At 63.8% G+C, this 19,840-nt stretch carries 20 protein-coding genes; 8 read left to right on the top strand and 12 right to left on the bottom strand.

Annotated elements, in window-relative coordinates; all coding sequences use genetic code 11:
• Positions 1-2 precede the first annotated feature (2 nt).
• From HAP40_RS00600 to HAP40_RS00580, 5 genes are all read right to left on the bottom strand, one after another.
• Complete coding sequence (locus HAP40_RS00600) at positions 3-584, bottom strand: hypothetical protein (RefSeq protein ID WP_166811732.1); 582 nt, start codon at positions 582-584, stop codon at positions 3-5.
• Between the two features lie 904 nt (positions 585-1,488).
• Positions 1,489-1,764 carry a hypothetical protein gene (locus HAP40_RS00595; RefSeq protein WP_166811734.1) on the bottom strand — a complete coding sequence of 92 codons (276 nt, stop codon included), beginning with the start codon at positions 1,762-1,764 and terminating at the stop codon, positions 1,489-1,491.
• A 126-nt stretch (positions 1,765-1,890) separates the two neighbouring features.
• Positions 1,891-2,244, bottom strand: a complete 354-nt coding sequence (locus HAP40_RS00590; protein WP_166811736.1) for a hypothetical protein — start codon at positions 2,242-2,244, stop codon at positions 1,891-1,893.
• Positions 2,245-2,247: 3 nt separating this feature from the next.
• Complete coding sequence (locus tag HAP40_RS00585; RefSeq protein ID WP_166811738.1) at positions 2,248-2,487, bottom strand: hypothetical protein; 240 nt, start codon at positions 2,485-2,487, stop codon at positions 2,248-2,250.
• A gap of 397 nt (positions 2,488-2,884) precedes the next feature.
• Positions 2,885-4,150: an MFS transporter gene (locus HAP40_RS00580; RefSeq protein WP_166811740.1), complete on the bottom strand. Its 1,266-nt coding sequence runs from the start codon at positions 4,148-4,150 to the stop codon at positions 2,885-2,887.
• Positions 4,151-4,401: 251 nt separating this feature from the next.
• On the opposite strand from HAP40_RS00580, the gene HAP40_RS00575 reads away from it, so the two are divergent.
• From HAP40_RS00575 to ptsN, 8 genes are all read left to right on the top strand, one after another.
• Positions 4,402-5,736: a UbiA family prenyltransferase gene (locus tag HAP40_RS00575; RefSeq protein ID WP_166811742.1), complete on the top strand. Its 1,335-nt coding sequence runs from the start codon at positions 4,402-4,404 to the stop codon at positions 5,734-5,736.
• Positions 5,737-5,851: 115 nt separating this feature from the next.
• The gene (locus HAP40_RS00570) at positions 5,852-6,466 is read left to right on the top strand and encodes a ribonuclease D (protein WP_166811744.1); all 615 of its coding nucleotides are present in this window, start codon (positions 5,852-5,854) and stop codon (positions 6,464-6,466) included.
• 180 nt (positions 6,467-6,646) lie between these two features.
• Positions 6,647-7,384: an LPS export ABC transporter periplasmic protein LptC gene (gene lptC, locus HAP40_RS00565; RefSeq protein WP_166811746.1), complete on the top strand. Its 738-nt coding sequence runs from the start codon at positions 6,647-6,649 to the stop codon at positions 7,382-7,384.
• Between the two features lie 5 nt (positions 7,385-7,389).
• Positions 7,390-8,112 carry an LptA/OstA family protein gene (locus HAP40_RS00560; protein WP_166811748.1) on the top strand — a complete coding sequence of 241 codons (723 nt, stop codon included), beginning with the start codon at positions 7,390-7,392 and terminating at the stop codon, positions 8,110-8,112.
• A gap of 219 nt (positions 8,113-8,331) precedes the next feature.
• Complete coding sequence (lptB, locus tag HAP40_RS00555; RefSeq protein ID WP_166811750.1) at positions 8,332-9,345, top strand: LPS export ABC transporter ATP-binding protein; 1,014 nt, start codon at positions 8,332-8,334, stop codon at positions 9,343-9,345.
• 89 nt (positions 9,346-9,434) lie between these two features.
• Entirely contained in the window at positions 9,435-11,063 is a 1,629-nt protein-coding gene (gene rpoN, locus HAP40_RS00550) for an RNA polymerase factor sigma-54 (protein ID WP_166811752.1), read from the top strand.
• A 174-nt stretch (positions 11,064-11,237) separates the two neighbouring features.
• Entirely contained in the window at positions 11,238-11,840 is a 603-nt protein-coding gene (gene hpf, locus HAP40_RS00545; protein ID WP_166811754.1) for a ribosome hibernation-promoting factor, HPF/YfiA family, read from the top strand.
• 227 nt (positions 11,841-12,067) lie between these two features.
• Positions 12,068-12,529 carry a PTS IIA-like nitrogen regulatory protein PtsN gene (gene ptsN / locus HAP40_RS00540; RefSeq protein ID WP_063681444.1) on the top strand — a complete coding sequence of 154 codons (462 nt, stop codon included), beginning with the start codon at positions 12,068-12,070 and terminating at the stop codon, positions 12,527-12,529.
• Positions 12,530-12,957: 428 nt separating this feature from the next.
• Here ptsN and HAP40_RS00535 read toward each other — a convergent pair whose 3' ends face one another.
• The 7 genes from HAP40_RS00535 to HAP40_RS00505 all read right to left on the bottom strand — a co-directional run bounded on the left by HAP40_RS00535 (position 12,958) and on the right by HAP40_RS00505 (position 19,667).
• Entirely contained in the window at positions 12,958-13,230 is a 273-nt protein-coding gene (locus HAP40_RS00535; protein ID WP_007598581.1) for a DUF1150 family protein, read from the bottom strand.
• A gap of 50 nt (positions 13,231-13,280) precedes the next feature.
• Entirely contained in the window at positions 13,281-13,706 is a 426-nt protein-coding gene (locus tag HAP40_RS00530; RefSeq protein WP_028133593.1) for an Hsp20 family protein, read from the bottom strand.
• A 328-nt stretch (positions 13,707-14,034) separates the two neighbouring features.
• Positions 14,035-15,120 (bottom strand): sn-glycerol-3-phosphate import ATP-binding protein UgpC, encoded by a 1,086-nt coding sequence (locus HAP40_RS00525; protein ID WP_166811756.1) that lies wholly within the window; start codon positions 15,118-15,120, stop codon positions 14,035-14,037.
• Positions 15,121-15,140: 20 nt separating this feature from the next.
• Positions 15,141-15,989, bottom strand: coding sequence for a sn-glycerol-3-phosphate ABC transporter permease UgpE (gene ugpE, locus HAP40_RS00520; protein WP_166811758.1), 849 nt, complete (start codon positions 15,987-15,989; stop codon positions 15,141-15,143).
• Entirely contained in the window at positions 15,989-16,870 is an 882-nt protein-coding gene (gene ugpA / locus HAP40_RS00515; protein ID WP_166811760.1) for a sn-glycerol-3-phosphate ABC transporter permease UgpA, read from the bottom strand. The genes ugpE and ugpA overlap by 1 nt, the downstream gene beginning before the upstream one ends.
• 49 nt (positions 16,871-16,919) lie before the next feature.
• On the bottom strand, positions 16,920-18,236 hold the full coding sequence (ugpB, locus tag HAP40_RS00510; RefSeq protein ID WP_166811762.1) for a sn-glycerol-3-phosphate ABC transporter substrate-binding protein UgpB: 1,317 nt from the start codon (positions 18,234-18,236) through the stop codon (positions 16,920-16,922).
• Between the two features lie 225 nt (positions 18,237-18,461).
• Entirely contained in the window at positions 18,462-19,667 is a 1,206-nt protein-coding gene (locus HAP40_RS00505) for a CaiB/BaiF CoA transferase family protein (protein WP_166811764.1), read from the bottom strand.
• Positions 19,668-19,840 lie beyond the last annotated feature (173 nt).

The following is a 19,840-nucleotide window of genomic DNA, read 5'->3' as shown; positions in this document are numbered from 1 at the left end:
AATCACTGCTGCAGGGCGTGCCGTTGTGGGTCCGTCTGTCGTTGGTCCTTCTGTGCCTTGCGGATGTTGATCCGTTTGGCCCGCAGCTTAGTGAACCTCGACACAAGCTGGGCGGTGACACCGAGGATGTCTGCGATCTGGCAATGGAGCAGATGGGGATGATTGTCGCACAGCCAACACACCGCCTGTTGGGTGGTCAGCTCACGACGGCGGGTCGAGCGGAATGCAGCAAGCGCAGCTTCGGCGCGGCGCATGATCGGGGCGGCCTCGCCTTCGAGGTCGGCAACCGTATCGTCCCACGCCTCAGCGATGAGCGCTTGGCACTTCGGAGACAGAACGTCGAACGGGTAACCCGATCTTGGGTTGTCGTGTCGGATGCCAAAGCCACGTTCAACGAACGCTCGGGGTAAGCGATAGCGCCGCCCTTCGGCAGCGAGAACGCCCATGTGATGGAGGATCATGCGGACACGTCGCGGGCCAACTCGATATTTTTCCCCTAGTTCAGTGATGGTGATGTGCTCGCCGATGGGATTGGTGACGAGCAACCCGGTCTGGCGGTCAAGGGTTTCGTGGACGTAGAGCATGCGTGTGCGATCCGGTGTAGGTTTGGAAGTTGGTCGGGAACTGAGAGGTGCTGGGCTTGGGGTGCTGAAGGACATCTGGAGTGGTCAGCTTCAGGGACTTGGCAGCTCCGCGCGGGGTGGACCAAGCATTACCCATGAACTAAACACCCCCAAAACAGGTGGCGGCCTTTAGCGTGCAGCTTCGAAGTGTGCCGCGGGATGATGGCTGATCCGGCCAAGCTCACAGCGCAAGAGCGGATGTTTCATCCTGCTAACGTGCAACCTATTCGACAGCGGCACTCTTTAGGGCTGTAGTGCAACCTATCTAGCCGTCGCCGAGGACAGGTCCTCTATTGGCTAGACTGCAACCCAATCGACCGGCTCCGTGGAACCGTTGTGAGACTCTTCTCTGTAGCCAATCGTATCGGCTCTTCAGGCTGTCTCTACAGTGCAGCGCCTCTGCCTTCCCGTCGCGTGCCGATGAAGCCGCTTCAGACGGGCCGGGCCGATGCAGTTGAAGGACTTCACGAAGTTGATGACCTGTTGTTCCACAGGGGCCTTTCCGGCTTCCTCCGCGTCCAAGAATGCTGACCGCAGTGCGTCTTCCGCTTCTCGGATTGCTCGCTTCACAACGTCCGCCACCGCCGCGTCGAAGCGCTCCTCGACAGGAGTGTGAAGGCCAGTCCTCGGGTGCCAGAGCAAACCATTCACCGTCTCAAGCACGTCGAGCCGCCGCTCTATCTGCTCCTTCGTCAACCATGTCGGCGCATACCGCCTTCTTGGGATCATCGTCAGAATGCCTTGCTGTGCTTTAGGAAGGCCCCCCGGCGGGGGAAAGCTCGCAGCAGACCCACTCAGAATGGAGCCTTCGCGGATTTGCGCCAACTATCCGGGGGGAACTCATGAGGGAGATTAGCGCGGGCGCTCAGGGCTCCCGATACACTTCCCTGAACAGCCACGCTGGGAAGGCAGCAGGGCGCTCTGTGGTGGTCGCTCGATACGCGATGCCGTTGTCCAGGCAGACCTTCAGCAGCGTCCGCTCGTCTGCCTTGAAGGCCTCTTGGGGATCGACCAACATCGACACCGGTTCGTCCATCTCATACCACCACTCGCGCACACTCATCAGGCGTGAGGGGTCGGCTCCGATGCGCCCGAGGAGCGTGGAGAATTGGGTCAGCGATGTCTTGAAGATGTCGGTCATGGTGGCCCCGTGCTTCACTACAAAAGCGGTTGCCATCCGTAGAGGGTCTACGAATAGCAGGGGGCGTTCACCTCTCACAAAGGGATCAGGGCGTAGCAGGAGTGTCAAGCCAGACCAGCAGCCGAGTTACTTCCTTCTGAGCAGACCCAACCCCTTGGGCCCATACGCCTCCAACACATCTGCGCACTCTTTGGTTGGATTTGCCTTGAAGTCTCCCTGTCGCTTATCTCGCCAAGCTCCGCCTTGCTCCGATACCTCAAAGGCTTTCAGCATGCCGGGGCCGCTTGATCCGGCGACCTTGCGCACTTCCTTGTCCCACTTGTTGATGTCGAGTGTGATGCCCGGACATTCATCCGATGCGATCACGACATCGGTGTACTCCTGATGGAGGGTTGCGGCCGCAGCCACGTCAGCACCCTTCTGAGCGCTTGCGAAGCTCGGGACGGCCACGAAGGCGCCAATCAGTGCCAGCTTTCTCATTCTTCACTCGTCGTACAACTCGGGATGCGATAAGCGCAGATCCCATTCTTCCCGGTTCCAGCGCGTCTGCAGTTTATTGATCTCGCGATGGTGGTTCGTGGTGACCTCTTCCAACACTTCACCACGGTAGTTCAATCGGCGAATGGTATAAGTGGTGGGTCTACCGATCTTCATGTCCTTCCTGATGCTGTGGGTGCGCTGGGCGAGCGCGTCATCGTTAGAACCGGGGAACTTGAACGGCATCACTTACCTCAAGGCACGACTGTCGGCCGAGCATCGTCTCGGCGAACCTATCCAGAAGTGCCAATTCCAGATTAGAGGCGATAGTTCAAGGTGAGCCAGAACAAGTCTACCCTGCCCGGGGCTGCGTCGTCATGGTGCAGACTTCGCGCCCTCCTTCTTGAGGAGCAGCATGTTGAATGCTGGACACAGAACTGGTACACAGTCGGTCATCGACGGTCGGAAAAGATCAGCGAAAACAATGATCTCTGCGGTGAGCGGCCCAATCCTTTCCTGGGCACCATTTTGCGGGGTTTGGACCCAAAATACATCTACCTCCGACCGGTAGAGACCGCAGGACCGGGGTCCCGGCCTCGCCGCTGGGACGGGCTGTCCTCGTGGGGCCACGTCGGCCCGCCGCTTACACCACACTTCTCCCCGCCCGCTCCGCCACCTCCTTCTGCACGAAATACATCGCGACCAGCGTCACTAGCGTCGTGGTGACGACGACGTAGCCGATCCGCTCGAAATGGAGCAGCGAGCCGTCGGGTTGTTGCGAGATGATCGCGGCGGCGAGCACCGAGCCGAGCCCGCCGGAGAGCTGCTGTAGCGAGGCGCTGACCGCGCTGAACGAGCCGCGCTGGCTCTGATCGGGGATCGCCGAGATCAGCGCCTGCGACGGGATCATGCGCGAGAAGATGCCGACGAACATCAGCACGTTGACGGCGATCGCGGTCGCCAGCGAGACGTGGCCGAGATGGGTGTAGATCAGCACCATGACGATGGTCATCGCGCAGCCGAACACGAAGGTCGGGTATTTGCCGAAGGCGTCGCTGGCGCGGCCGACCAGCGGTCCGGTGACGATGCTGAACAGGCCGGAGACCAGATAGATCGTCGGCAGATGCGCCATGTCGATGCCGATATTGTTCACGGTGAAGGCGCTGGAATACGGCATCAGCATGTAGCCGCCGGTCGCCAGCAATGTCGTGACGGCGAAGGCCAGCGTGTAGCGCGGCTCGGTGACCGTCGCGACCAGATGGTGGAACGGATTCCTGTCCTGCTTCAGCTTCAGATGCGCGTCGACCGGCTCCATGGCGAAGGCGACGACGACAATCGTCACGATCGACAGGCCGACGATCGCGATGAAGCAGACATGCCAGCTCCAGTGATTGGCGAGAAACAGCCCGGCGGGAACGCCGAGCACCTGGCTTGCGGCAAAGGCGGTCTGGATGAAGCCCATGACGCGGCCGCGCAGATGCAGCGCGAAAAGATCGGTGACGATGGCGAGCACGACCGAGCCGATCACGCCGCCGAACAATCCGGTTACGATCCGGCCGATCAGCAGCACATGGTAGTTCGGCGCGACGGCGCAGAGCATCGTGCCCAGCGTGAAGCCGACATAGAAGAACAGCAGCAGGCGCTTGCGATCGAAGCGATCGGCGAAGCCGGCGGCGAGGATGCCCGACAGGCCCGCACTGAAGGCGTAGGCCGATACGGCCACGCCGAACTGCCCGGCCGTGATGTTCAGCGCGGGCATCAGGATCGCGCCGAGCGGCGACATGATGATGAAATCGAGGATGATCGTGAACTGCGTGAACGCGAGCAGCCCGATCAGGAGCACCTGATAGCGCGAAAAGCCGCGCGGGCGTTGGTCGTCGACGGGCGCTGCGAGCGTCGGTTCGGTCATGGCTCTCGAGTCTTGGTGAGCAGGGAGAGACTGGCAGATAGGGCGGGCCGGGGCGATGTCCACTAAGCGCACGACACAAACCCCGCCGAAGCCGAAGTTCGTGCGGGGTTGTGGGGGCCGTGCAACAGGCTCCGTCCCTCGCTAGGCAAGTTAAGCCGCCCTTAGCGAATCTCCTCTAGGCTCGCGGCCGTCCATTTCCCTGCTCCCCGGCCTCCTGGGCCGGCATTTTGCGGCCAACAGAGCGTTTTCGGATGGAGCAGCCTGCCCGGCAGTACGATTCTGGCGCCCCCGCACCGTCGGCGATGGCGTCTGCGCCGACGCTCGTCGTGGATCTCGAAGGCGCGCTGCTGCGCTCCGAGCTGCTGATGGAAGCGCTGTTCAGTGCGCCCGGCCGCATGCTGGCCCGCTTCGGCGCGGGCGGACGTCCGGGCATGGCGGCGCTCACGGAGATCCTGGCGCGGGCCAAGCTCGACTACGCCCATCTGCCCTATGATTCCGACGTGCTGAACCAGGCCCTGGCGGCGCGGGCGCGGGGCGCGAGGATCTATCTGGTCGCCGGCCGCTTCGCCGACCATGCAGCGGCGATTGCGGCGCATCTCGGCTTTGACGGCGTCGTGACGCCGGCCGATCTTGCCGCCGGCACCACGCTGCCGTTCGATCGCGGCGCGATCGACCGCATCGACGGCCGAAGCACAAGCCGCGTCAGCTGGAAGACCTGGGCCAAAACCTGGGCCAAGGCGCTGCGCGTCTATCAATACGCCAAGAACACGCTGGTGTTCGTGCCCGTCATCACCGCGCATCAGCTGAACCTGCCGACGCTCTTCTATGCGCTGCTGGCGTTCATGGCGTTCTCGGCCTGCGCCTCGGGCGCCTATCTGATGAACGATCTCCTGGATCTTTCGGCCGACCGGCAGCATCCGACCAAGCGCCATCGCGCGCTCGCGGCCGGCGACCTGCCGATCTCTTCCGCGCTGCTTGCGATCCCCGCGCTGTGGCTGTTCGCGCTCGTCGCCAGCCTCTGCATCTCGCCGCTCTTTCTCGGCGTGCTCGGCGCCTATCTCGTCACCACGATCGCCTATTCGCTCGCGCTCAAGCGCAAGATGCTGGTCGACGTCGTGACGCTCGCGGGTCTCTACAGCTTGCGCATCATCGCCGGCGCCGTCGGTGTCGGCGTGGTGCTGTCGGAATGGCTGCTGATCTTCTCGCTGTTCGTGTTCACCTCGCTCGCTCTGATCAAGCGCTTCAGCGAGCTCAGCATGCGCGAGAGCGCGGGGCTCGCCGATCCCTCCAACCGCGACTACAGGATCACCGACCTGCAGATCATCGCCGCGATGGCGGCGGCGAGCGCGATGAACGCGGTCACCGTGTTCTCGCTCTACGTGTCTTCGACGGCGGTGATGCCGCTGTACAGCCGTCCCTGGATGCTGTGGCTGCTCACCCCGTTGCTGCTGTACTGGTTCGGCCGCGCCCTGATGATGGCGCACCGCCGCGAGATGCCCGACGATCCCATCATCTACGCGTTCCGCGACGGCCCCAGCCGCATCGCGGTCGCGGCGATGATCTGCATCATGCTGGCAGCGATCTGACCCGGGCCCGTACGGGCACGGCCGGCGCTTGCGCGTCCCGCCGCGAGTGGATACATCGCAGGGAATCCCGATGAGCCTAGTTTGCCGACAGACCAATGCGAGGTTTTGAAACGCCATGACCGTACGCCTGCATCGCGGCGACCTGCCCGACCTCACGCGCTACACCGGAGCGGTGGCGATCGACACCGAGACCATGGGGCTCAATCCGCACCGCGACCGGCTCTGCGTGGTGCAGCTCTCGCCGGGCGACGGCAGCGCCGACGTGGTGCAGATCCCCCAGGGCCACACCGACGCGCCGAATTTGAAGGCGCTGCTGGCCAATCCCGCCATCACCAAGATCTTCCACTTCGCGCGGTTCGACGTCGCAGTGCTGTACCAGACCTTCGGCGTCATGACCGGGCCGATTTATTGCACCAAGATCGCCTCCCGCCTGACCCGCACCTACACCGATCGCCACGGCCTGAAAGACCTCGTGCGCGAGGTGCTCAACATCGACCTCTCCAAGCAGCAGCAATCCAGCGATTGGGGCTCCGACAGCCTGACCGAGCCGCAGCTCGCCTATGCCGCCTCCGACGTGCTGCATCTGCATGCCTTGCGCGAGCGGCTCGATGCTATGCTGGTGCGGGAAGGCCGCACCGAGCTGGCGCGGGCCTGTTTCGACTTCCTGCCGACCCGCGCCTTGCTCGACCTCCAGGGCTGGGAGGAAGAGGACATTTTCGCGCATTCCTGACGCCTCCCGGGCTCGCTAGACTCAGGGCCTCCGCCCCGTTTCGGACACTTTCGTAACCGCCTGTCGCCGGCTGCATATTTCGCGGGCGACGGGTACAATGGGGCCGCGCTGCAACCGGACAAGGCGAGCGACATTTCAGGAGCCCAACCTTTCAGGAGCCCAGGTGCATCAGGAGCCCAGGTGAATTCGGCCCAGAATCCGACCTACGACGCCGCGCTAGCGGCGAAGTTCGCCAGCGCGGCGCGTCACAGCCGGCTGGTGCGGATCCTTCGCGTCGCGGTGCCGGGGGCGGTGCTGCTGTCCATGGCCGCCATCGTCGGCGTCTCGGTCTTCAATCCGTTCCGCATGCTGATGCCGAAGCTGCCGCTCGATTCCGGAAACCTGGTGGTGTCCGGCACCAAGATCACGATGGAATCGCCGCATCTGGCCGGCTTCACGCCGGACCAGCGGCCCTACGAGCTCTGGGCCAAGACCGCGACCCAGGACATCACCGACGCCGATCACGTCGATCTCTCCGACCTGCGCGCCAAGGTGCTGATGGAGGATCAGTCCACCCTGTTCCTCGATGCCCGCACCGGCCGCTTCGACAACAAGCAGCAGCAGCTCGACCTGCACAAGGACATCTTCCTGCGCACCTCCACCGGCTATGAGGCGCGGCTGAATTCCGCCTTCGTCGACATGAACAAGGGCACGGTGACGTCCGATGAACGCGTCGACGTCAAGCTGACCAACGGCACGCTGAGCGCGGACCGGCTGCGGATCACGGAAGGCGGCGAGGTCATTCGCTTCGAAGGCAACGTGGTGATGCATCTGGACAAGCTGGACGATCCCGCGGCCGCTCAGCCTGCGCCTGCGGACGAGCCCGTGCCGCAAGCGAAGCCGCGTACGCCCCAGAATAAATCCGCCAATTCGAAGTGATTTTCATGATCCGATTTTTTCCGCGCAACGACAGCAAGCGGAGCGCAATCCTCGGCGCTGCCGTGCTTGTCGCCGCCGCCGTTGCACTGGCCGCTGGCGGCGCCGCTATTGCGCAGAACACGATGCAGGGCGTCCCCAACGCGATGCAGGGCTTCTCGCAGAACCGCGATCAGCCGATCCAGATCGAGGCCGCCTCGCTCGAGATGCGCGACAAGAAGAAGGAGGCGACCTTCGCCGGCAACGTGAAGGTCATCCAGGGCGACACCACCATGACCTCGAAGACGCTGGTGGTGTTCTACGACTCGGGCGGCGACAAGCCGGCCACGCCGCCGCAGCCTGCGGCGAAGGGCGCGAAATCCGCACCGATGCAATCGGCCACGCCGGGCCCGGGCGGCAGCTCCTCGATCAAGCGGCTCGAGGCGCGCGGCAACGTCGTGGTCACCCAGAAGGATCAGGTGGTCACAGGCGAGACCGCCGTGTTCGACACCAGGACCAATCTCATCACCATGCTCGGCGGCGGGGGTCCGGTGGTCCTGACGCAGTGCAGGAATGTGATGCGTGGCGACCGGCTGACCGTCGACATGACCACCGGCGTGTCGCGCGTGGAATCCGACACCGGCCGCGTTCAGGTCCTGCTGCCGCAGGGTGCGGGCAGTGATTGCGGTCCGGGGGCCAAGCCCGGCGGCGCGCCGCCGCTGCAACTGCCCGGCGCAAGTAAACAAAAGTAAATTCAAAGACTTGTATCGGACGCGACCGATCCGAGGTTGAAGCTTGCCCGGCGAGACTGTATCTAGCGCGCAGGGCTTTCGAAGCGGAGTTCGCCGCTTTTCGGGCGTGTTTCACTGGGCATGAGACATCCCTTCACTCATGCTGCACCGGCGAATCGGCGCCGGGGCGGCAGATTGCGCGAGTGCCGCGCAAAAACCGCGCAAGGCTAGAAGGCGGGGATGGTCGATCTCTTCAGCATGTTCCGTCGGCGCCCCGCCAAGCGCGGCCGGCCAGGATTTGCGCGTCAGGACATCACCGCGCTCGGTGACGGCGTCGGCGGCCTCGTGCCGAGTCCGATCAGGGACACTCCGCCGATCGCCCGGGACCAGCCGATGCGCGCGCCCGACCAGTTCCAGGGCACCTACGAATCCGACTATCAGGCCGAGCCGTCGCCACGTCCGCAGGCTGTTCACCCCGTCCGAAGCGCCGCCACCTCCAACGGCGCCGGCGGCCCGCAGCTCCTGAAGCGGCCGGGCTTCCTGGCTGTGCATGGCGTGAAGAAGGCCTTCGGCAGCCGTCAGGTCGTGCGTGGCGTCAGCATCTATGTGCGGCGCGGTGAAGCAGTCGGCCTGCTCGGCCCGAACGGTGCCGGCAAGACCACCGTGTTCTACATGATCACCGGCCTGATCAAGGCCGATCACGGCGCGATCGAGCTCGACGGCCACGACGTCACCAAGCTGCCGATGTATCAGCGCGCGCGGCTCGGCATCGGCTATCTGCCGCAGGAAGCCTCGATCTTCCGCGGCCTCACCGTCGAGCAGAACATCCGCGCCGTGCTCGAAGTGGTCGAGCCCTCGCGCAAGAAGCGCGAGCAGCAGCTCGACTCGCTGCTCGACGAGTTCAACATCACGCGCCTGCGGAAATCGCCGTCGATCGCGCTGTCCGGCGGCGAGCGCCGGCGCGTCGAGATCGCGCGCGCGCTGGCGACGCGTCCGAACTACATGCTGCTCGACGAACCCTTTGCCGGCATCGATCCGATCGCGGTCGGCGACATTCAGGACCTCGTCCGCCATCTCACCAACCGCGGCATCGGCGTCCTGATCACCGATCACAATGTCCGCGAAACGCTCGGCCTCACCGATCGCGCCTATATCGTCTATGCCGGTGAAATCCTGACCGAGGGGACCCCGGACGAGATCGTTGCCGATCCCGACGTCCGCCGGCTTTACCTTGGCGAGGAATTCCGCCTCTAGCTGGTTTTTGCACAGCGTCAAGCCGTGTACATCAGGCCCGGACTAGGATAAGCAAAAATCGGACCAATTATGGGAACGGTTCTTGCTTCATGGCGCTTACGCAGAGATTAGAGTTCCGGCAATCGCAGTCGCTGGTGATGACGCCGCAGCTGATGCAGGCGATCAAGCTGCTGCAATTGTCCAATCTCGATCTCACCACCTTCGTCGAGGAGGAACTCGAGCGGAACCCTCTCCTGGAGCGGGCCAATGACGAGGCGGGCGGTGAAGCGCCTGCCGAGGCCGGCCAGTTCGGCGATGGCGACGAGGGCGGCGGCCAGGGTGACGGTCATGCTGACGACGGCTTTGGCGGCAGCGCGGAGGCCTTCGAGCCCGGCCAGGAGGAATGGATGAGCAAGGATCTCGGCACCCGCGCCGAGATCGAGCAGACCCTCGACACGGGCCTGGACAACGTCTTCTCCGAGGAGCCGGCCGAGGCGGCCGCGCGCAATGCCCAGGACGCCGCACCGACCACCTACACCGAGTGGGGCGGCGGAGCTTCCGGCGATGAGGATTACAATCTCGAGGCCTTCGTCGCCGCCGAGATGACCCTGTCGGACCATCTGGCCGAGCAGCTCTCGGTCGCCTTCACCGCGCCGGCACAGCGCATGATCGGCCAATACCTGATCGACCTCGTCGACGAGGCCGGCTATCTGCCGCCGGATCTCGGCCAGGCCGCCGAGCGTCTCGGCGCGTCGCAAGCCGACGTCGAGGACGTCCTCGCCGTGCTGCAAAAATTCGATCCGCCAGGTGTCTGCGCGCGCAATTTGAGCGAATGCCTGGCGATCCAGCTCCGCGAGCTCGACCGCTACGACCCGGCGATGCAGGCCCTCGTCGAGCATCTCGATCTTCTCGCCAAGCGCGACATCGCGTCCCTGCGCAAGCTGTGCGGCGTCGACGACGAGGACATCGCCGACATGATCGGCGAGATCCGCCGGCTCAATCCCAAGCCCGGCATGAAGTTCGGCTCGGCGCGGCTGCAGACCATGGTGCCCGATGTCTATGTCCGCCCCGGTCCCGACGGCGGCTGGCATGTCGAGCTCAACAGCGACACCTTGCCGCGTGTGCTGGTCAACCAGACCTACTATTCCGAGCTGTCGAAGAAGATCGGCAAGGACGGCGACAAGTCCTACTTCACCGATGCGCTCCAGAACGCGACCTGGCTCGTGCGCGCGCTCGACCAGCGCGCCCGCACCATCCTGAAGGTCGCAACCGAGATCGTGCGCCAGCAGGATGGTTTCTTCACCCATGGCGTGGCGCATCTGCGGCCGCTCAACCTGAAGGCCGTCGCCGACGCCATCCAGATGCACGAATCCACGGTGTCGCGTGTCACCGCCAACAAATACATGGCGACAAATCGCGGCACATTCGAGTTGAAATATTTCTTTACGGCCTCGATCGCCTCGGCCGACGGTGGCGAGGCGCATTCGGCCGAAGCCGTTCGCCATCACATCAAGCAGCTGATCGATTCGGAAGAGCCCGCGGCGATCCTGTCGGACGACACCATCGTGGAACGCTTGCGCGCTTCGGGCATTGATATTGCCCGCCGCACGGTCGCGAAGTACCGCGAAGCCATGCGCATACCCTCCTCGGTGCAACGCCGCCGTGACAAGCAGAGCGCTCTTGGTAACGTCCTCTCGACAGCGATGTCCGATCGCTCCCGCAACACCGAACCGGCGTGATTGCACTGGCGCGAAATCGCGCTACTCTCAATTCCCCTTCGGGACCGGTCCAGGCCTGCGCATGATCCGGAAAAGGTGTGCAGCGGTTTTCCGCCAAGATCGTGCGCCGGGAAAAGACCCCGGCTGCGACGATGCGTCATTGCAGCTCGGGTAACAAACCAAGCGAGGCACCACATGACCCTCCGGATTTCGGGTAAGAGCATCAGCGTCGGCGAGACGCTGCGCGGCCGCGTCGCCGACCGCACCGACGAGGTGCTGCGCAAATATTTCGACGGCAGCTATTCTGGGCATATCACGCTGAGCAAGGACGGCTTCGGCTTCCGCACCGACTGTGCGCTGCACCTCGATTCGGGGGTTACGCTCGAGGCCGATTCGAACGCGCCCGATGCCTATGCCAGCGCCGACCAGGCGCTGCTGATGATCGAGAGGCGGCTGCGCCGCTACAAGAACCGACTCAAGGACCGTTCCGCCCGCAAGGCCCATGTCGCCTCCGAGGCGATGGCTGCGCTCGATGCGACCAGCTATGTGCTGGAGGCGCCCGAGGGCGAGGATGAGGTCACCGGCTACAGCCCCGTGATCATCGCCGAGCAAACCACCTCGTTGAAGCAGTTCTCGGTCAGCGAGGCGGTGATGGAACTCGATCTCAGCGGAGCCCCGTGCCTGGTATTCCAGCACGGCTCGTCCGGCCGGGTGAACATCATTTACCGCCGGGCGGATGGCAATGTGGGCTGGATCGATCCGCCCGGAGCCAAGGTCGACGGCAAGGCGGGCGGCTAGGCCGAGGCGGGGTCCGTATGATCCCGGCCCTTAACAATGACCCGTGGCAAAGCCGCACGCGGGAGTTGGCACCGGGATTGCGTTGGAGTAGAAGCGCCCCACATCAGGATCTAACGGGACTTGGGCTAAGTCCCCCTCCTGCTTCATGTTATTGACGCCGGCCCCGCTTGGTCCTCCAAGCTGGCCAAATCGGAACCTGACGGTTTAATTCACCTCGGAAAGCTTCCATGCCGATTACCGATCTGGTCGCACCCGAGGCGATTCTCCCGGCATTGAAAGTCAACAGCAAGAAGCAGGCGCTGCAGGAGCTCGCGGCCAAGGCCGCCGAGCTGACCGGGCAGAACGAGCGCGCCGTGTTCGAAGTGCTGCTGCAGCGTGAGAAGCTTGGCACCACCGCGGTCGGCTACGGCGTCGCCATCCCGCACGGCAAGCTGCCCAAGCTCGAAAAGATCTTTGGCCTGTTCGCACGGCTCGATCGCCCGATCGATTTCGAGGCGATGGACGGCCAGCCGGTCGATCTGGTCTTCCTGCTGCTCGCGCCCGAAGGCGCCGGCGCCGATCACCTCAAGGCCCTCGCCCGCATTGCCCGCCTCCTGCGCGACCAGGACATCGCCAAGAAGCTCCGCGCCTCGCGCGATGCCCAGGCGATCTATTCGGTGCTGGCCCTGCCACCGGCGACGGCGGCCTGATCTTTCTCGTCTTTGCCGACTAGCGAGAGAGCGAGCATCGAGCCTTGTTCTCGTGCCCCGGACGCTGCGCAGCACGAAGTGATGCGCTGCAGAGCCGGGGCCCATGTCTCTACATTGTGTCTCTACATTTGTGAGCTGCCGCTTTCCGGGGGGCTCTGCGCCGCACCGCGACTGGACGATGCTTCGCATCGCCAGGAAAGCGCCGCGTCCGCGACACGCGAGAGTTGAGGAGGCCATCGCCTCGCACTCCGTTATTGCGAGCACAGCGAGGCAATCCGGAACCTTTCCGTGGGTGATTCTGGATTGCTTCGTCGGAAGTGCTCCCAGCAATGACGATGCCGAGACGTCATCACTCAAAATGAAAGCGGGCACGCCTTCGTTCCGAAGGCGTGCCCGCTTGAAACTCTGTCAGTGCGAAGCTTGCGCGCTCAGTGCACGCTCACCGCTTGCAGCTCGTTGCTCCAGGCGTTGGCGATCGCAGCTTCCCGGCTGTCGGTCAGCATGATCGGCGTACCGTCGGCGGCGTGGAGCGCGAAGAGCTTGAGGCCCGGCGCGATTTTCGGCGCTTCGGGAAACAGGCCCGGAACGTCCTCGGAACGGATCTGCTTCACATAGGCGATATGGCCTTCGCCGAGGGTTGCCAGCGTCTCCGGGGAGACATTCTTGGCTTCGTATTCGAACGCAACGTGACCTTCACTCATGGTCTCGACTCCTCTGGAACACTAAGCGGTCGAGTCCGCTACTCGTTCCATTATTCGTGCTCATTGATAGCGATTGTCTTAACGATCCTCTCCGGTTCAGGCCGGGCAAGATCGATCGACAACAGCCCGTTCTTCAGATCCGCACCCAGCACCAGCATCCCCTCCGCCAGCACGAAAGTGCGCTGGAAGTGGCGCGCGGCGATGCCGCGATGGATGTATTGCCGGGATTTGTCGTCCTGCTGCCGCCCGCGGATCACGAGCTGGTTTTCCTCAATGGTTACATCGAGTTGGTCGCGGGTGAATCCGGCGACCGCCAGCGTGATGCGCAAACGCTCGGGCTGGCCGTCCGACCGGTCACACCTCTCGATATTGTAGGGAGGATAACCGTCGGCGCCTTTGACGACCCGATCGAGCACGCGCTCGATCTCGTCGAAGCCCAGCAGAAAGGGACTGGAGAGCGTTGGAACACGAGACATAGTTTACAAAGTCCTCTCGAAGCGACTTTGGTGCATCAGGGCCCGATCAAGGCACCCCTTGGTCAGCAATATGGGCATATCCCCGTGTTGGTTCAAGCAGCTAGCCGGTAGGCTGTGGATGGGCCCATGCCGGTCGGCCTCGTCCAGTTCTGCCATCGTTCATGTGTCGGCCATGTCTCCGAACGCCTGTCAGCGATTTCGTTCGGGCTGAGCCGACCAGTGCGGCATGACGATTTTCCGTGCCGAATTCTCCCAACGAAAACAAAGCCCCTTCTACTGTGCATGGGGTTGTTTTCGCACTTTTTATCGGTCGGCCCTTGGGAACCGGTCAGGCCTCGATCCGCTTCCGCCCGTCGCCGCTGAACAAATGCAGCTTTTGGCGCTGCGCCGCGACGCGGATGTTCTGGCCGATGGCGGGGGCCTCGGTTCCGGGAATGCGGACGATCACCTCGCCGGGCGGCAGCTCGCCGGGGGTGGCGGCAACGCGCTGCTCGTCGTGCGCTCGCGAGCCGTAGACGAAGGTTTCCGCGCCGACGCGCTCGATCGCTTCGACGGTGAGCGGCAGCGCGACGCCGCCGGCCGGGGTCTGGTCGGTGATGACGAAGTCCTCCGGACGGATGCCGAGGATGCCGGCTTCGCCGGCGCTGCCGCCGAGCTGCGATTTGATCTCGTCCGCGCGCGTCGACATCAGATTCATCGGCGGCGCGCCGATGAAGGAGGCGACGAAGGTCGTCGCCGGCTTCTCGTAGATCGCCAGGGGATTGCCGACCTGCTCGACCTCGCCGCCATTCATCACGACGAGAATGTCGGCGAGCGTCATCGCCTCGAGCTGGTCGTGCGTGACGTAGATCGACGTGGTGTTGAGGCGGCGCTGCAATTTGCGGATCTCGACGCGCATCGCGATGCGCAGCTTGGCGTCGAGATTGGAGAGCGGCTCGTCGAACAGAAACACCTTCGGCTGGCGCACGATGGCGCGGCCCATGGCGACGCGCTGGCGCTGGCCGCCGGAGAGCTGGCGCGGCTTGCGCTCCAGCATGGCCGACAGCTCGAGCACGCGCGCGGCTTCCTCGACGCGGGTCTTGATCTCGGCTTCCGCCATGCCGCGGTTGCGCAGGCCATAGGCCATGTTGTTGTAGACGCTCATATGCGGATAGAGCGCGTAGTTCTGGAACACCATCGCGATGTCGCGGTCGGCCGGCTCGACCTGGTTGACGACGCGGCCGCCGATGTCGATCTCGCCGCCGGTGACGGTCTCCAGTCCCGCGACCATGCGCAGCAGCGTGGACTTGCCGCAGCCGGAGGGGCCGACCAGCACGCAGAACTGGCCGTCGCCGACATCGACGTCGACACCCTTGATGGCCTCGAAGCCGCCGGGATAGGTCTTGCGGACGTTGCGCAGGGTGACGTTAGCCATGAAAACTCACTTGGAAGAACCTACTTTTCCGTCTCGACCAATCCGCGCACGAACAGCTTCTGCATGGCGACGACGACGAACACCGGCGGCAGCATGGCCAGCACGGCGGTTGCCATCACGATCGGCCATTCGGTCAGCGCGTCGGTGGTGGTGATCATCTTGCGGATGCCGATCTGGATGGTCTGCATGTCGTCGCGCGTGGTGATCAGCAGCGGCCAGAGATATTGATTCCAGCCGAGGATGAACAGGATCACGAACAGCGCGGCCATGTTGGTGCGCGACAGCGGCAGCAGCGTATCCCAGAAGAAGCGGAAGGGACCGGCGCCGTCGATGCGCGAGGCTTCCAGGAGCTCGTCCGGCACCGTCATGAAGAACTGGCGGAACAGCAGCGTCGCGGTGGCCGAGGCGATCAGCGGCAGCGACAGGCCGGCGTAGCTGTCGAGCATGTGCAGATCGGCGACGATCTTGTAGGTCGGATAGATGCGCACCTCGACCGGCAGCATCAGGGTGATGAAGATCAGCCAGAAGATCGCCATCCGGAACGGAAAGCGGAAATACACGATCGCATAGGCCGAGATGATCGAGATCGCGATCTTGCCGATCGCGATCAAGAGCGCCATCACCAGCGAGTTCAGCATCATGTTGCCGACCGGCTCGCGGGTCGAGCCGCTCGTGCCGACGAAGATGGTCTGGTAGTAGGTCTCGAAGAAATGCCCGCCCGGTAGCAGCGACATCTGCCCGTTCGCGATCAGCGCGTTCTCCTGGGTGGAGGCGACGATCGCGATGTAGACGGGGAACGCGACGATCGCGATCCCGATCCAGAGGATGATGTGGGCAATGTAGCGCCTGATGCCTTCTTGCTCGACCATCAGTAGGTCACCTTGCGTTCGACGAAGCGGAACTGGATTCCCGTCAGCACGATGACCATGATCATCAGGATCACCGATTGCGCCGCCGAGCTGCCGAGATTGCCGCCGAGCAGGCCGTCGGAATAGACCTTGTAGACCAGCGTCTCCGTCGACTTGCCGGGACCGCCGCGGGTCATGGTGTCGATGATGCCGAACGTGTCGAAGAAGGCGTAGACGATGTTGACGACCAGAAGGAAGAAGATGGTCGGCGACAGCAGCGGGAAGGTCACGGTCCAGAACCTTCGCATCGGGCGCGCGCCGTCGATCGCGGCCGCCTCGAGCACGCTTCGCGGGATGCTCTGCAGGCCGGCGAGGAAGAACAGGAAGTTGTAGGAGATCTGCTTCCAGGCGGCGGCGAGGATGATCAGCGCAGCGGCCTGGTCGCCGTCGAGCAGCGGATTCCAGTCGATGCCCAGAGCGCGCAAGTACCGCGAGAGCACCCCCAGCGAGGGGTGCAGCATGAAGATCCAGAGCACGCCGACGACGGGCGGCGCCACCGCATAGGGCCAGATCAGCAACGTCCGATACAGCATCGAGCCGCGCAGCGGCTTGTCAGCCATCACGGCGAGCAGCAGCGCAAACGACAGCGACGACACCGCAATCGCGAACGAGAAGAAGAAGGTCCGGACGATCGCCTCGAAATAGGCGCTGTCCTGCATGAGCTCGATATAATTCTCGAACCAGACGAAGCTCGTCGACAGGCCGAACGCGTCCTGCAGCAGGAAGGACTGGATCACGGCCTGCAGGGCCGGCCAGTAGAAGAAAATCAGGACGATCGCGAGCTGCGGCGCAACCAGCGCATAGGGCAACAGCTTTGACTGGAAGATGGCTTGCTTTTGCATGGTGCCCGCAGGAACGGCAGGCCGGTGTCCCGGCCTGCCGTCGGTCGCCTTACTTCACTGCGGTCTTTTCGAACTGGCGCAGCATCGTGTTGCCGCGCTCGACGGCGGCATCGAGCGCCTGCTTGGCGGTCTTCTTGCCGGCGAGTGCCTGCTCGATCTCTTCCGACCAGACGTCGCGCAGCTGCACCATGTTGCCGAGGCGCAGGCCGCGGGAATTCTCGGTCGGCTCCTTGTTGGTCAGCTCGAGCAGCGGGGTCTCGAGATAGGGCTGATCCTTGTAGAAGCCTTCCGCCTTGGCCTTCTCATAGGCGGCCTTGGTGATCGGCAGATAGCCCGAAGCCTTGTGGATGTAGACCTGACGATCGGTGTCGGAGAGGAAGGTGAGGAACTTGGCGACGCCCTTGTACTCGTCGGCCGACTTGCCGCCCATCACCCAGAGCGAGGCGCCGCCGATGATCGAGTTCTGCGGTGCGCCCTTCACGTCGGGATAATAGGGCATCGGCACCGCGGTGAAGGCGAACTTGGCCTGCGCCTTGACGTTGCCGAAGAACGCCGAGGAGGTCAGGTAGAGCGGGCATTCGCCCGAGGTGAAGCGGCCTTCGCCGGTGTTGGTGCGGCCGGCATAGTCGTAGGTCTTGTCCTTCTGGAGCTCGACCAGCTTTTCGAGGTGCTTGACCTGGAGCGGGCCGTTGAACTCGAGCACGGTGTCGAAGCCGTCGAGGCCGTTGGCCTTGCTCGCCAGCGGCACGTTGTGCCAGGCGGAGAGCTGCTCGAGATTGACCCAGGTGATCCAGGAATTGGAGAAGCCGCAGGTGGCATGGCCGTTGTCATGGAGCTTCTTGGCGGCGTCGAACACCTGGGGCCAGGTCTTCGGGATCTCGAGATTGGCCTTCTTCAGCTCGTCGAGATTGACCCACATGACGGTCGACGACGAGTTGAAGGGGAAGGACAGCATCTCGCCCTTCGAGGTCGAGTAGTAGCCGGTGATCGCGGGCAGATAGGCCTTCGGATCGAACTTCTCGCCGGTCTCGGCCATCAGCTTGTAGACGGGTTTCACGGCGCCGGTCGCGGCCATCATGGTCGCGGTACCGACCTCGAACACCTGCATGATGTGCGGCGCGTTGCCGGCGCGGAACGCCGCGATGCCGGCGTTCATCGTATCGGGATAGTTGCCCTTGTAGGTCGGGATCACCTTGTAGTCGCTCTGCGAGGCGTTGAAGTCGGTCGCGAGCTTGACGATGACGTCGTTGTTCGCGCCGGTCATCGCATGCCACCACTGGATCTCGGTCACCGCCAGCGCCGGCGAAGCCGATACGCCAACCGTGATTGCAAGTGCGGCAGCCGCACCAAAATGTCGAAGAGCCATCAAGAAAACCTCCCTTGCCCGTCACTAAAGGAGCGCTTGCGCTAGCAGCGCCATATGACGTTCACATGACTGTGTAAGCGGCCGAAACGAAAGCGGCAAGCGCTGGAAAAGGAAAGCCGGAAAATAGGCGAATGCGCCGCCGGCAATCGTTTCCGTTCGCGGTGCACCTGAGTGCCCGCGCCGCAGTGCGGCATTGGATGTCGGTTGAAGAAGGCCGGGGGACCGCTAGCGCTTGCGCTCGGGACCGCAGACCGTGCCCTTTTCGACCATCGCGTCGATCTCGGCCTTGGAGTAGCCGAACTCGCCGAGCACCTCCGCCGAGTGCTGGCTGAATTTCGGCGGCAGGCGGCGCAGGCTCGGCTTGCTGCGGTCGAGCCGGATCGGCGAGGCCACGCCCTTGTACCAGTCCTTCTCGATAATATCGCCGCGCGCGATCGTGTGCGGATTGGTCAGCGCCTGGTCGATCTTCTGCACGGGACCTGCAGGCAGGCCCGCCGCGAGCAGGCGGTTGCACAGCGGCTCGGCCTCGTGCTGGCTGAACACGGCGGCGAGCTCGGCGCGTAGCGCCTCGCGATTGGCGATGCGGTCCTTGTTGCGGGCAAAGCGCGGATCGGTGCCGAGCTCCGCCTTGCCGATCTCCTTGGCGAGCTTGCGGAAGGTACCGTCATTGCCGACGCCGATGAAGATGTCGTCGGTCTTGGTCGGGAAGATCGCGTAGGGCACGAGGTTCGGGTGCTCGTTGCCGGTGAGCGAGGGCGGCTTGCCATGCATGAAGTAGTTCGCGGTGTGCGGATGCATGATGGCAAGGCCGGTCTCGTACAGCGTCGTCTCCAGGAACTGGCCCTGGCCCGAACGCTGCCGCTCCGACAGCGCCATCAGGATGCCGATCGCCGCATAGAGGCCGGTGGTGATGTCGACCAGCGGCACGCCGATCCGCATCGGCCCGCTTTCGGGCGAGCCGGTCGCCGCGATCATGCCGGTCATGGCCTGGATGATGGCGTCATAGCCCGGATTGCCGCCGCGGGGGCCGTCGGCGCCGAAGCCGCAGATCCGGCAATGCACGAGGCGCGGGAATTTCTTGCTGAGGACTTCGTTGCCGATGCCCCATTTCTCCAGCGTGCCCGGCTTGAAATTCTCGATCAGGACGTCGGCGGTCTCCAGCATCTTGAGCAGCACGGCGCGGCCGCCCTCGGAGGCGAGGTCGAGGCCGATCGAGCGCTTGTTGCGGTTGATGCCGATGAAATAGGCCGCGTCCTCCTCGTGGAAGGGAGGGCCCCATTCACGCACCTCGTCGCCCGCGGGCGGCTCGACCTTGATCACGTCGGCGCCGTGGTCGGCGAGGATCTGGGTGCAATAGGGACCGCCGAGCACGCGCGTGAGATCGATGACGCGCAGTCCGCTCATGGCACCTGTGGCGGCTTCAGAACTCATGCCTTCGCTTCCTCTGTGTCGATATTTGAGCACAGGCCTAGCGAGGTTCATGCGCGCCAGCAATGGCCCCGCGGGTAGGGGCGTATGCGCCGCTGCGGCGCGATCCCGGGAAGTCCGAAATCAGATTGAACGGCCGGCCCGAGGGGGATCTCGGGCTGGCCAATCCGCACTTC

It is taken from the genome of Bradyrhizobium sp. 1(2017), assembly GCF_011602485.2.
Lineage (GTDB): Bacteria > Pseudomonadota > Alphaproteobacteria > Rhizobiales > Xanthobacteraceae > Bradyrhizobium.
The sequence above is the reverse complement of the archived record's forward strand: the minus strand, read 5'-3'. Positions and strand labels throughout refer to the sequence as shown.